Raw genomic sequence first — 12942 nt, 5'->3', positions numbered from 1 at the left:
CACACCGATGGTATCTGTCGCTACTGGCAAAGCGTTACACCGTGCGCGGCAGGGAGATTAGACCCGGCCCGCCACGAAATCGGCGGCCTGGTTGACCATTCCGGCGTCGATGTAGGCCCGCGCAGCGTGATCGGACCAGTTGTCCCTCCACGTGTTCGGGTCGGCGGGGCTGCAGATGGGGTCCGCGCCGTGGCACATCTCGATGGTCCGTTCGCGGTAGGCCGGGTTGAACGCGCCGATGGGCCCCGCCCACGCGCTGCCGTTGCCGAACAGTGCGACGGCCGCGATGTGGGGATCCATACCGGGGGGCAGCGGCTGGTTGAAGCCGAAGAACTGGAACGGCACGGCCAGCACGACATCGGTCACCGCAGCGCCAAGCGAGTACCCGCCGAGCACGATCCGCGTGTCGGGGCAGTTCGCCGCCGTGGCTTGGATACGCCGGCTCATATCGTTGGCGCCCACGTCGATCTCGTTGTCGGCGGGGTACTGCACCGAGTAGAGGTTGACGTTCTTGCCCGTCTTGGACCGCAGGGCGCTGACGAAGTTGTTGCCGATCACGCCGGCACCGGCGGGCTCGGTGCGGCCGCGGGCGAAGATCACCTCGATCGCCGGGCACGCGGCCGATGCCGTGGGGGCACCGTGGCGGGTGAGGGCGGGAGCGATGAGCAGGGTGCCCGCGGCGAGGGCGACGATCATGGGAGCGATGACGTAGCGACGGATCACGAAACCGACTCTAACCGAGGGTTTTGACGATGTGGTTACTGTTTCTTTGCTCACAGCTACAGCAGGCCGGCGACGAAGTTTGCTGCCTGGTCGGTGGGTCCGCCGGCATATGCCTTGTGCGCCGGGACGCTCTCGCCGTCGGTCTGGCAGATCGGGTCACCGGCGTTGCAGAGGTCGATTGAGCGCCCGCCCCACACAGGGCTGGTGGTCATGGGCAGGCCCAGTTTGGCCGAGGGGTTGCCGAACACGGCGATCGCGGCGACGAAGTCAGGCGTGTTGGGCGGCAGCGGATTGGTGAACCCGATCGCCGGGATGGGCACGGCGCCGATGACGTCGATCACCGCGGCGCCCTGTGAGTAGCCGCCCAGCACCAGCCGGGTGTTGGGGCAGGCGCCCATCATGTACTGGATGTGAGCGCTGGCGTCGTTGGCGCCATTGGCGGCGGCCAGGAAGTCGTAGCTGGCCGGATAGTTCACCGCGTAGGCGCCGACCGAACGGCCACCGACCTTGCCGCGCAGGTCATCAACGAACGAGCCGCCGACCAGACCCAGGCCCGGAGCCTCACTCGTCCCGCGGGCGAACACCACCTCGATGTCGGGGCAGTCGTCGGCCGAGGCGGTGCCCACGCCACCGAGGGGTGACGGCGCGACCACGGGTCCGATGACGGCAGCGGCCGCGGTCAGAGAGGCGGCGGCGGCAGCGAGAAGCGAACGTCGAACAAGATCAAGGGGCACGCCACATGATAACGCGTAAACAGACTAAATAAGTCTGGCTACGAAGTTAGCCGCCTGCGCTGCCTGGCCGCCGTCGACGTAGTCGCTGTGCGCGAACGGGTTGCGTCCGCGTGAGCAGATCGGGTCGCCGTCCTTGCACAGATCGATGGCTCGACCACCGAAGATCGAGCTGGTGATCGGAATGCTGAACTTTGCCGACGGGTTGCCGAACACCGCGACCGCGGCGATGTTGCCGTCGAGGCTCGCAGGCAGCGGGGGAGCCGAACCGACGTCGCCGATCTTGTTGCCCAGGGGCGGAATGCCAGCCAGCATGTCGACCACGGCCGCGCCCTGCGAGTACCCGCCGAGCACGATGCGGGTGTTCGGGCAGGTCGTTGCGAGCTGCGAGATACGGGCCGTCGCGTCGTTCGCGCCGTCGGCGGCGGCCAGGAAGTCGTAGGTGGCCGGGTAATTGACGCCGTAGGTGCTCACCGTGCGGTCGCCGAGTTGCGGACGCAGGGCATCGACCATTGCCTGGCCCACGCGACCGATGCCGGGGGGCTCACTGGTGCCGCGCGCGAAGATCACCTCGACATCGGAGCAGCCGGGTTCGGCGGTCGCGGGCGCGGCGGTGAGGATCGCTGCGGTCGCCGCGACGGCCGAGACGACCGCGGCCAGCTTGGCGGACGTTTTGAGCATGGTCACGCCCGCCATCTTCACATACCGCCTTCAGCTACGAGGAACCGTTCGCTCGATGTCGACGGGCTGCGCCGGGGTCTCCGGCCAGGTGGCCTGCGCGATCTTCTCCGAGCGATCACCCTGGCGGGCCAGCGCAAGCCCGACCAGGACCACTGCGCCGCCGACCGCCTGCGTCACCGAGATGGACTCGCCGAGAAGTGCCCATGCGGCGATGACGGCGAACAGCACCTCGGCCAAGCCGACGAGCGAGGCGAAGCGCGGCCGTAGCCGAGCGATGCCCATGATGCCCAGCGTGTAGGCGATCGCGGTCGGAATCAGCGCCAGCAGGATCACCGGCACCAGCCATGACGTGGTGTGGCCCGCGATGACGGTGTCGTTGGCGGTGAAGGTCATCGGCATGATGCGGGAGGCGCCCAACAGGGCGACCGCCACCGCGCCGACGATCAGACCACCGGCGGCCAGCGTGATGGGGTGCAACCCAGTGCCGTCGGCGGCGACCCTGTCCGACAGCAGGAAGTAGCACGCCGCGCAGATGGCGGCGGCCAGCCCCCAGGTGACGCCGACGACGTTGACGTGGGCACCGGCGAACACATCCAGGACCAGCATGATTCCGGCGATCGCGAGTACGACACCGCCCAGGACGAGATTGCTGGGCCTGCGCCGGGTGGTCGCCCACAGCCAGCCGACGACCAGCAGCGGCGCGGTGTACTCCAGCAGCAGGGCCACGCCGACCGACAGATGTGAGACGGCGTTGTAGTAGCAGAGCTGTGCGCCGGCGATGGGGATGATGCCGTAGGCGATCACGGTCTTGTAGTGCCGCAATGCCTCGCGGGCCCAACCCGGCCTCGTGACGCTCGCGAACACGACAATGGCGAGGGCGCCACCGGCGAGGCGGGCCGTCACGGCGGCGGTCGGTGACCAGCCGGCCTCCATCAGGGCCTTGCCGAGCGGGCCCGCCATGCCGAATGCGAGCGCAGAGCCGATCGCAAACAGGAGGCCGACCCGGAAGTGATCGACGTTGGGTGTCGAGTCGAGTCGTGTCGCGGACACAGGGCACCTCCCGCGCTGTAATGAGTAAAGTCGATGTTGGTCCTGACGCTATTCCCAGAAGGGGTCATGAGTCAAATGATTTTCAGTCATGACACCGAGCTGACGCTGCGCGCTGCCTGCGTGCTGATCAACTCCGATCGCGTCGATGGGGAACGGCTCGGCGATATGTCCGCGCTCGATGCGTACCTGGACGGCTTCGGCTGGACGGGGCGCCGAGACAAGAACGCCGCAGAACTAGAGTCCGTGCACCGGCTCCGTGAGCGGCTCGGCACGATCTGGGCCGTCGCCGGTGACGAGGAGCGCACGGTTGGGCAGGTCAATGCGCTGCTGAGCGACACCCGCGCCTCGCCGTGGCTGACTCGTCACGTCGAGATGCCGGAGTGGCATCTACACCTGGCGTCCATCCACGATCCGCTCTGGCAGCGCATGGGGGCCGAGATGGCGATGGCGTTGGCCGATCTGATCCGCGTCGGCGAACTGCGCCGCCTCAAGGTGTGCGCGGCACCGGACTGTGAGGCCGTGCTGGTTGACCTGTCGCGCAATCGCTCACGGATGTTCTGCGACACCGGCAACTGCGGCAACCGCCAGCACGTCGCGGCCTACCGCGAGCGGCACGCCAAGTCCTAGAAGAAACTGCTGCCGTCGCGGGGGTGGCGAGCCGGTTAGGGTCGAAGCCGGGGGATCTATGGCTCGGCAACCGTCGACGTGGCTGCAGGTCAGCGCGCAACGCTTTCTGGCGCGACGCATGGAGCATGCGTTGGTGCGCAACGATATTGGCATGCACGACGACCCATTGCGCGCGCAGTCGGTGGCGCTGGCGGCGGGGTGCGTCGTCGCCGTGATCATCGTCGCGGTGTGCGCCATTCTGGCGATCATCAAGCCGCACGGCACGCTCGGGTCGGCGCAGATCGTGCTGGCCCGCGAGACGGGCGCGCTGTACGTGCGGCTCGGCGACACCTGGCATGCCACGCCGAACCTCGCCTCGGCCAGGCTCGCCGTTGGCGCCGCCGTCGACCCGGTGGTGGTCACACGGCAGGCGCTCAGCGCCGTGAAACGGGGCCCGGCGGTGGGTATTGCGGGTGCGCCGACGATCGGTGTGCCAGCGCCGCTACGGGTGTGGGTGGTCTGCGACGGTGCGGACACCGTCGTCATCACCGGTGACGAGGTGCCGTCGGTGCAGCGGTTCGACCCCACCCGCACCGTGCTGGTCACCCCGCGTGGCGAGAGTGCGGCCCTCACCTACCTGCTGTACGACGGGCAGCGCGCCAAGGTTGACCTACGCAATCCGGCGGTTGTGCGCGCGATGCGCCTCGATGGAGTTGCACCGCTGCCTGTTTCGCGGGCGTTGCTTGACTCGGTGCCGGAGGTCGCGCCGATCGCCGTCCCGCATATCGAGGGCGTGGGGGCGGCGGGGCCGCCCACGTTGGGTGGCGCCCGGGTGGGCGCTGTCGTCCGGGTGTCACGTGCGGAGGCCGCAGACCACTACGTGGTCCTCGCCGATGGCGTGCAGCGCATCGGCGAGATGGCGGCCGACCTGATCCGCTTCGGCTACCCCGCAGGCCCAGCGGCCGTGCTCACCGTGGCGCCGGCGGCCATCGCCGCGATCCCCCTGGTGGACAGACTCGCCATCGCGACGCTGCCGGATCGCGCTGGCGCACCAGTCGGCGCGGCGCCGTCCGTTGTGGTGTGTGCGCGGTGGCAGGCGGGTCCCCTCGAGGCCACGACGAACACCGCTGTCCTGGTGGGGACGTCACCGGCGGTCGAGGACGGGATGGTTCTGGCCCAGGCGGATGGCGACGGACCCGCCATCGACCGCATCGCCATGCCGGCCGGTAACAGTGCCTACGTCGGTTCCGCGCGGATCGTTGGGGACGACGGGCGCTCTGGGCCGAGGTTCGTCGTCACCGCCGAGGGAGTGGTTCACGGCATTGCCGACGATGCCGCGGCCAGCGCACTGGGATTGTCCGAACCCCTCGGTAGCGCACCGTGGCCGGTCTTGTCCCGGCTACCGCGTGGACCGGAACTCAGCGTCGACGGCGCCTCCCGGGTCCACGACGTGCTCGTTGCGACGCCGTAACCGTTTGGTCGACAACGCAATCGCCGCGGCCGCCACGGCGATACATGCCGCCGCTCCGCCGAACGCGACTCCTCGGGGCGGGCCGGCCTCGACGGCCGCCAGAGCGGCTGGTGCGGCCACCGTCGGGCCCGGAGGACGACGGCCCGCCTGATCGCCGGGCCCGTCGCTGCTCACGGCGGCGAGTGCATCGACGGCGCCATAACCGACCATCGGATCCCAACCGGCCGACGGCTCGATCGAGGTGTCGATGATGCGGTGCATCACCTGCCTGGCCGTGAGCCCAGGGGAGCGCGACCGGATCAGCGCGGCGATGCCCGACACCACGGGGGCGGAGTAGCTGGTTCCCGAAAGCGGCTTGGCTGCTGTTGAATTCGGTGTGCCCGATTCCGGTGCGGTGTCGATGAGGCCCTCCCCGTCGGGATCCAGTGACACCAGCCGCTCCCCGGGTGCTGCGACGTCCACCCACGGCCCGGCCAGGCTGAACGCCGACGGTCGGCCCGCATCGTCGAGTGAACCCACGGTCAGCACGTAGTCGTCGTACCAGCTCGGACTGACCACCACCTTGACACCGTCCCAGTCTGGGCGGTCGCCGCTGACAGGGTTCTGCTGATCGCATCGGCCGTGCCCGCCGACGTTGCCCGCCGCCGCGACGACCACGGCGTTCTTGACGTCGACGGCGTAGGCGAGTGCCGCACCCAGCGCCCTGTCGTCGATGGACTCCGCCGCCGGTGCGCAGGCAACGGAGGAGACGTTGATGACCGTCGCGCCCGCGTCGGCTGCCGTGCGGATCGCCCTGGCCAGGGTCTCGACGTCACCGACACCGGGCCCCGACTGGTCGCCGGAGCGGCGAAAGACGTTGCTCGACTGCCGGATCGCGAGAATCCCGGCATCCGGTGCGATGCCCGCGAAGCCGTCGCCACCGGAGGGTTCCGCACCGATCAGCCCGGCCACGATGGTGCCGTGCCCGTCGCAGTCCTCGGTGCCGTCACCGGTACCGACGTAGTCGCCGCCGGGTATCAGGCGGGGGAGCAGGTGATGACGGGCCACGCCGGTGTCGATCACGGCGACCGTCTGGCCCGCGCCGCGGGTCAGCTGCCACAACGCCTGCAACTCGGTCGACCGCAGTGGTTGCCGGCCGGCTTGTTCGGCCGGGGTGTGCATCACCTGGCACTCGCCGATGAGCTCGGTGGGCCCGGGCGGTGCGGGTGGCGCAGGTCTGGGTAGTGCGCCGTGCTCGACGGCCGGTGGTGCCACGGCCGCGGCGGACGGTGTGGCGAGGGCCGCCGCCAGCAGGATCACGGTCAGCACAGCAGCGATTCGCGCGGTCACGGTGAGTGCCATCCGCGGGCCACCGCGTACAGACCGCCGACCCAGCACGCCAGCGGGATGATCGCGGTGAGCGCGACGTAGTCGATGATGTCCAGACCGCGCCCGATCGACGCGCCGAGGTCGGGTCGTGCGGCGGCGACGAGGCCCACTGCGATGACGAACGCCGCACACCACGGCGCGATCACCACCGACGCGTGGGTGGTAATCGCCAACGCGGCAGTGGCGCAGGTCAATCCGGCTGCGATCAGGGCCGTGCAACGGGTCGGAACTGCATGGACGCGCGCCCTCAGTGCGAGCGCCAAACCCACGACGGCGGTGAACGCCGCCCGGCGCAGCGGGTCTGCACCGTCATGGAGATGAGCGAGGAACACCAGTGTCGAACCCGCGGCTGCGCCGCAGGCACCGCCCGCGACGAGTCCGCTCAGCACGGCGTGACCGTGGGCGCCGCGATCGGTCACATCGACGATATGCCCTCCCGGTGTGAGCCCGGCCAGTGCGGCGGCAAGCCGGGCCGATACCGCGAGCGACACGAGCGACACGAGGGTCACGATCACACCGATCGCAGCCGGGGGCGTGGCAACGACCATCGGTACCCCACTCGACAGCGCGACGATGGTCGAGAATGTGCCTGTGGCAATCAGACTCGGAGACCACAGGTCGGTCCACCTTGCCAACAGCGCCGCCGATGAGCATGCCGCCACAGCCGCGAGGAAGACATTGGCCGCGGCAGGGCCCGACGGAACAGCCAGGAAACCGGTGACGGCGCACATCGTCACCGCCACAATGCGCAGCGTCGACCGGTGCGGTGTCGATACTGCCAGCGCCATCACCATGCACGCCGCCACGGCGGCGATGACAAGGTGCACGATCCGCTCGGTGGAGAGTCCCGTCCAGGCCAGTGCGACTGCTCCGGTGAGCAGCGCCCACCCGCAGAGGATCTCGGCGACGGGTGACGTCGATCGTGTGTCGGACGCGGATGCCACCGTTGCGCACGGATCCCAGTCGCTGTGTCGGAGTGGTGGTGGGGTCTGTGGCGACAGCACCAGCACATCGCCGTCTCGCACATCGTTCTCGGCGAGCGTCAGCGCGAGGTCGATGGGCTGCCCTGTCACCCAGCCCAGGTGCCACCGCGTTGGCGCACCGGCAGCGGGGTTGGTCGGGCCTGCGAGGTCGACGACCGTGGGGAGCAGTGCGTGGACGCTGATGGTGCTCGGCAGCGCGATATCGACGGTTCGCGCCCCGTCGTCGTACTCCGCGTGAATGGACAACCGGCACAGCGGCATCGGCTCACCCCCCGGTACGTTGATGCCTCTGCAGTCACCGTAGCCGAGTCCGGACCGGCGCCCGTGCGCCAATATTCGATGGAACCAAGCCGGCCTCTGGCGCGTCCAAGCACCGATGGAACTTTCGCATGCTGCGCGCCTGCCGGCCCCACCTGTCGACATCGGTGACGTCGTCGTGGACCGGCCACCCGACGTGCCGCGGCTGGTGCCCGCCGACCCGATATCGCGGCTGCTTCCCGTGGTTATGCTCATCGCCGCGGGCGGTATGGCGGCGCTCTACTTCACCTCGGGCGTCGGATCGCGCGGGCCGATGATGCTGCTGTTCCCGGTCATGATGGCAGTGTCGGTCCTCGGATCCGTGGCCTACGGCATGCGCGGTACCCGGCGCACCGGCGAGCTGAACTCCGACCGCAGGGACTACCTCTGCTACCTGGCTGCCGTCGACGATGCCGTGACCAGAACCGCCGACGCCCAACATCACTCGTTGTGGTGGAGTCATCCCGATCCGTCGGCGCTGTGGACGCTGGTGGGGGGTGAACGCATGGGGGAGCGGCGCCCGGGGGACGGCGACTTCTGTCACGTCCGGGTGGGGCTCGGGGTGTGTCGACCGGCGGCGGCGCTGATCGCACCCGATGTGGCGCCGGCTGGGTCCGCCGACCCGGTGACCGTTGACGCAGTGCAACGGCTTGTCGACGCGCGCTCCGGCGTCGCCCCGGTACCCGTCACCGTCGATCTGCGTGGTCACCGCTTCGTCACCGTCGAGGGCGAGCCCGCCGCGACGCGGGCGCTGATGCGCGCGATGGTGTGTCAACTGACGGTGCTCCACGATCCCGATGAGGTGAGCGTGGTGTCGGTGGTCGACGCAGCGGCTGCGCGGCACTGGGAATGGATGAAATGGCTTCCCCATCATCAGCATCGACGCGAGGCCGACGATGCGGGTTCGGCCCGGTTGACGTATGACGGTCGACTCGACGCGCTGCCGTCGGTGGCTGCCGAGAACGTCGTGATCGTTGTGGATGGCGGCGAGGTGCCCGCTGATCTCCCTGCGACCGGGGTGAGCGTGCTCGTTGTCGGCACCCGGCCGGGTGGCCCGGTGGCGGTTCTCCTCGACGGAACGGGCGTCGACACACTCGCGGTGCCCGATGCCATGCCGATGGCCGCGGCGCTGACCTGCGCCCGGCGCCTGGCATCCCGCACGGGCAGTGGACACCGTCGGTCCGACGATGCGCCTGGCTGGCCGGACCTGGTGGGCATCGGCGATCCCTGCCGAATAGACCCCGCGCGAACCTGGCAGGGCCGCACGGCCGGCCGGCATCTGCGGGTGCCGATCGGGCGCGGCGATGACGGCGAACCGGTCGAGCTGGACCTGAAGGAGGCTGCGCACGGCGGCATGGGACCGCACGGACTCTGCGTCGGTGCCACCGGTTCCGGAAAGTCGGAGCTACTCCGCACCCTGGCGTTGGGCCTGGTGGCGACCCACTCGCCCGACGTGCTGAACCTCGCCCTCATCGACTTCAAGGGTGGCGCAACGTTCCTCGGCTTCGAGAGGCTTCGCCACGTCGCGGCCGTGATCACCAACCTCGCCGATGAGGCCCATCTGGTCTCCCGGATGCGAGACGCGCTGTCCGGTGAGATGAACCGGCGGCAGGAGATCCTGCGCACGGCGGGCAACCTCGCCAACGTCACCGTGTACGAGGAGGCCCGGGCCGCAGGGGCTCCGCTGGCGCCGTTGCCGGTGTTGCTCATCATCGTCGACGAGTTCTCCGAACTGCTGGCCCGACAACCCGACCTCGCCGAGATGTTCGTCGCGATCGGACGCGTCGGGCGCTCGCTGGGCATGCACCTGCTCCTGGCGAGTCAGCGTCTCGACGAGGGAAGGCTCCGCGGGCTCGAGACCCACCTGTCCTACCGGATCTGCCTGAAGACGTTCTCCGCCGCGGAGTCCCGTGCGGTCCTCGGCACCGCTGACGGATACGACCTGCCGAACACGCCGGGTATGGCGTTGCTCAAGACCGCCGACGGTGATCTGATCCGGTTCCGTTCCTCGTACGTCTCCGCGCCCGTCGTCGGCGCTCAGGTCCGCGACACCGGTGAATCGACGTTCATCCCAACGTTGTTCACGGCGGCGCAGGTCGGGGTGCGACGCGACGGTGCGCACAAACCGCACGCCGAGGCGTCGGGTGCCAGCGTCTTGGCCGTCGTTCTGAACGGGCTGTCGGATGCCGGAACGCCGGCACATCAGGTGTGGTCACCACCTCTGACCGCCTCGCCAAGCCTGGACCAGGTGCTCGCCCGCGGCGGCCGGCTCGCGCCCCTGAACGTCCCGATCGGCCTGGTGGACCGACCGTTCGACCAGCGCAGCGACCAGCTGATCGTGGACCTCGCTGGAGCGGGCGGCAATGTCGCCGTGGTCGGAGGCCCTCGGGCGGGCAAGTCGACGGCGCTGCGCAGTCTCGTTCTGGCCCTGGCCGCGACACACTCGCCGGAGGCCGTCCAGATCTACGGCCTGGACTTCGGCGGTGGCACGCTGGCGGCGACACGGGCGCTGCCGCACGTCGGGGCCGTCGCCGGACGTTTCGAGTCGGACCTGGCCCGACGTATCGTCGCCCAACTCGAATCCATGGTGTGGCAGCGCGAGTCGCGCCTGCGCCGTGGTTTCGCGGACGCCTACAGTCACGTGTTCCTCGTGATCGATGGGTGGGCCACCGCGCGTGCGGAACTCGACGGGCTCGAGGAGTCCGTCACCGCGCTTGCCGGTCAGGGTCTGGCGGTCGGTGTGCACATCGTCGTGGCGTCCTCGCGGTGGGCCGATCTGCGACCCGCGCTCAAGGACCGGATCGCCACCCGAATCGAGCTGCGACTCGGCGATCCGGCCGAGTCGGAGATGGACCGCGGACGGGCCAGGGGGCTCCTCGATCGTCCACCCGGCAGGGGCGTCACACGTGAGGGCCTCGAGCTGGTGATCGCGTTACCGCGGCTCGATGGTGTGCCGACGGTGATGGACCTCGATGACGCGCTGCACAGTGCCGCTCATCAACTGCGCACGCGCCACGGCGACCTGATGGCGCCGCCCGTGCACCTTCTGCCGGCCACCGTCGACCTCGACACGGTCACTGCCCGTAGCGGAGCGGCGACGTCGACCCGGATCCCGATCGGCGTCGGGGACGACGACTTGCAGCCGCTCGCTGTCGAATTCGACCGGCAGCCGCATCTGATCGTGCTCGGTGAGTCCGAGTGCGGGAAGACCGCGACGTTGCGCACGCTGTGCCGCGCGATCACCGGAGGCCTCGACGCGGCGGCAGCACAGCTGATGATCATCGATCCACGCCGGACCCTGCTCGGTGTCGTCGAGACCGACCACCTGCTGGGTTATGCGGTGTCGGCCGCCGGCGCACAACCTCACGTCGCCGAACTGTCCGCCCGGCTGCGCGCCCGTCTGCCTGGTGCAGGTGTCACACAACGACAGCTACGCGAGCGCTCGTGGTGGACGGGGCCCGAGGCCTGGGTGATCGTCGACGACTACGACCTGATCGCCGAATCCGCTGATGGCAACCCTCTGCTCGGCATTCTTGACTTACTCCCGCATGCAGGTGATCTCGGTTTGCACATGGTGGTTGCGCGACGCTCCGGCGGTGCCGCGCGGGCGATGTACGATCCCGTTCTCGCTCGCCTGCGCGACCTGGGCTGCATGGGGTTGATGATGAGTGCGCGAGCCGATGAGGGCCCGCTGTTCGGATCGCTGCGCCCGACGGTGCAGCCGCCGGGCCGGGGCACGCTGATCCGCCGCGGGCTCGGTGATCAGCTCGTCCAGATCGCGTGGACGGCTGCGCCGCTGTGAGCAGCGCCCCCGCCGTCGTGCTGGTGGGGCCTGCGACGACACGTGGTCCGAGTGATGTACCGGCCGACCTCGACGCCGAGGCGTTGGCCTGCGTCGACGACGATCTCGCGTTGATCGATGACCGGGTGGTCTCCGTCAACGCGCTGTGGTCGGAGGTGCTGCGACATGCGGTGGGCGAGCACACCGACGCGGTGCTTCTCATCTGCCCGTCATGGTGGACGGCGACGCGCATCCGCCGGGTCGCCACGGCCGCCGAGGGGACGTGCCGAGACGTCTGTGTCGTGCGTCGTGGGGATGCGTTGCACGCCAGCGCGGTTCACGCGGTCGTTGAGATTGCGCCGGAGCTGATAGCGATTTCGCCACCAGGGTCATCGATGAGGTTGGTGCCGAGGGTCGGCGACCGTGGTGACGTCGTGAACGCCGCGATCAGCCGGCTTCGTCACGTCGATCGCGTGGTCATTGATCCTTCGACGGAGGTGGACGTCGCGGAGCTCGTCGACGACATGGCCCGAGAACTACGGGGTCGCGGTGCTCTCGTCACGGTCACTGATGACGCCGCCGTCATCGCCGCGGCGGTGCTCGAGCACCAACGTCGGTCGCCGGGTGAACGGCGCTGGTTGCAGCGATGCCTCCAACCGCGGGTCGTCATCGCAGCGGGCGTCGCCCTGTCGGTGTCGGTGCTGTCGGCCCTCGGCGCGCGGTACGACGCCGAAACCCCTGGTGATGAGGGCTTGACCTGGCTCGTCGAGGGGCGCGTGGCCCTCGAGGTGCCCGCCGAGTGGAGCACCGAGCGCATTGTGGTCGGTCCGGGATCGGCTCGCGTGCAAGTGGTCTCACCCACTGATCCGATCCAGGCGATACACGTCACGCAGTCCCCGATACCCAGGGGCCAATCGTTGGAGGCGGCCGCCGCGGTAGTGCGAACCGCGCTGGGGCAGCAACCAGACGGCGTCTTCGGCGACTTCGACCCGGCGGCCCGCGTCGAGGACGAACCCGCGATCACCTATCGCGAGACGCGATCTGACCGCGTTGTCGACTGGACGCTGGTGCTCGAGGGGGGTGTCCGCATCGCCATCGGCTGCCAGGGTGCCCCTGGTGGCCCCACCCCTGACGCCGTATGCGGGCGCGCGATCCGATCGGCGCACGAGTGGGAATGAAAATCGTTCGTGGCCAATGGAACCGATCGGACCCCGGCCGCGTCTTATACCTAGACCTCACTACAAAGGACCT

The 12942-nt window shown here is 69.3% G+C and carries 10 protein-coding genes; 4 read left to right on the top strand and 6 right to left on the bottom strand.

The annotated features are described in order from the left end of the window. Window positions 1-57: 57 nt before the first annotated feature. From ABIA65_RS31605 to ABIA65_RS31590, 4 genes are all read right to left on the bottom strand, one after another. The gene (locus ABIA65_RS31605; protein WP_241405815.1) at window positions 58-696 is read right to left on the bottom strand and encodes a cutinase family protein; all 639 of its coding nucleotides are present in this window, start codon (window positions 694-696) and stop codon (window positions 58-60) included. A gap of 83 nt (window positions 697-779) precedes the next feature. Then, a complete protein-coding gene (locus ABIA65_RS31600; RefSeq protein WP_354526055.1) occupies window positions 780-1457 on the bottom strand; it encodes a cutinase family protein in 678 nt (225 codons plus the stop codon). Window positions 1458-1481: 24 nt separating this feature from the next. Then, on the bottom strand, window positions 1482-2150 hold the full coding sequence (locus ABIA65_RS31595; RefSeq protein WP_354526054.1) for a cutinase family protein: 669 nt from the start codon (window positions 2148-2150) through the stop codon (window positions 1482-1484). A gap of 15 nt (window positions 2151-2165) precedes the next feature. Next, complete coding sequence (locus ABIA65_RS31590) at window positions 2166-3185, bottom strand: EamA family transporter (protein WP_354526053.1); 1020 nt, start codon at window positions 3183-3185, stop codon at window positions 2166-2168. Window positions 3186-3260: 75 nt separating this feature from the next. Between ABIA65_RS31590 and ABIA65_RS31585 the strand changes: the two genes are divergently transcribed. Both ABIA65_RS31585 and eccB read left to right on the top strand, forming a co-directional pair. Continuing rightward, a complete protein-coding gene (locus tag ABIA65_RS31585) occupies window positions 3261-3812 on the top strand; it encodes a CGNR zinc finger domain-containing protein (RefSeq protein ID WP_354526099.1) in 552 nt (183 codons plus the stop codon). A gap of 58 nt (window positions 3813-3870) precedes the next feature. After that, window positions 3871-5262, top strand: a complete 1392-nt coding sequence (gene eccB, locus ABIA65_RS31580) for a type VII secretion protein EccB (protein WP_354526052.1) — start codon at window positions 3871-3873, stop codon at window positions 5260-5262. Here the strand turns inward: eccB and mycP are convergent. Together mycP and eccD are read right to left on the bottom strand one after the other, a co-directional pair. Continuing rightward, window positions 5191-6603: a type VII secretion-associated serine protease mycosin gene (gene mycP / locus ABIA65_RS31575; protein WP_354526051.1), complete on the bottom strand. Its 1413-nt coding sequence runs from the start codon at window positions 6601-6603 to the stop codon at window positions 5191-5193. The genes eccB and mycP overlap by 72 nt on opposite strands. After that, the gene (gene eccD, locus ABIA65_RS31570) at window positions 6588-7874 is read right to left on the bottom strand and encodes a type VII secretion integral membrane protein EccD (protein WP_354526050.1); all 1287 of its coding nucleotides are present in this window, start codon (window positions 7872-7874) and stop codon (window positions 6588-6590) included. The genes mycP and eccD overlap by 16 nt, the downstream gene beginning before the upstream one ends. A 115-nt stretch (window positions 7875-7989) precedes the next feature. On the opposite strand from eccD, the gene eccCa reads away from it, so the two are divergent. Then, complete coding sequence (gene eccCa, locus ABIA65_RS31565) at window positions 7990-11712, top strand: type VII secretion protein EccCa (RefSeq protein ID WP_354526049.1); 3723 nt, start codon at window positions 7990-7992, stop codon at window positions 11710-11712. Beyond that, window positions 11709-12869, top strand: a complete 1161-nt coding sequence (locus ABIA65_RS31560; protein ID WP_354526048.1) for a type VII secretion-associated protein — start codon at window positions 11709-11711, stop codon at window positions 12867-12869. The genes eccCa and ABIA65_RS31560 overlap by 4 nt, the downstream gene beginning before the upstream one ends. The last annotated feature ends 73 nt before the right edge of the window (window positions 12870-12942 follow it).

It is taken from the genome of Mycolicibacterium sp. 624 (assembly GCF_040548615.1).
In the GTDB taxonomy this organism is placed as follows: domain Bacteria; phylum Actinomycetota; class Actinomycetes; order Mycobacteriales; family Mycobacteriaceae; genus Mycobacterium.
Note: the sequence above shows the minus strand (reverse complement) of the source record. Positions and strands in the feature narration are given on the sequence as shown.

Coding starts and splice junctions, on each gene's coding strand:
- ABIA65_RS31605 (WP_241405815.1), bottom strand. CDS start 696: ATGATCGTCGCCCTCGCCGCGGGCACCCTGCTCATCGCTCCCGCCCTC.
- ABIA65_RS31595 (WP_354526054.1), bottom strand. CDS start 2,150: ATGGCGGGCGTGACCATGCTCAAAACGTCCGCCAAGCTGGCCGCGGTC.
- ABIA65_RS31585 (WP_354526099.1), top strand. CDS start 3,261: ATGATTTTCAGTCATGACACCGAGCTGACGCTGCGCGCTGCCTGCGTG.
- eccB (WP_354526052.1), top strand. CDS start 3,871: ATGGCTCGGCAACCGTCGACGTGGCTGCAGGTCAGCGCGCAACGCTTT.
- mycP (WP_354526051.1), bottom strand. CDS start 6,603: ATGGCACTCACCGTGACCGCGCGAATCGCTGCTGTGCTGACCGTGATC.
- eccD (WP_354526050.1), bottom strand. CDS start 7,874: ATGCCGCTGTGCCGGTTGTCCATTCACGCGGAGTACGACGACGGGGCG.
- eccCa (WP_354526049.1), top strand. CDS start 7,990: ATGGAACTTTCGCATGCTGCGCGCCTGCCGGCCCCACCTGTCGACATC.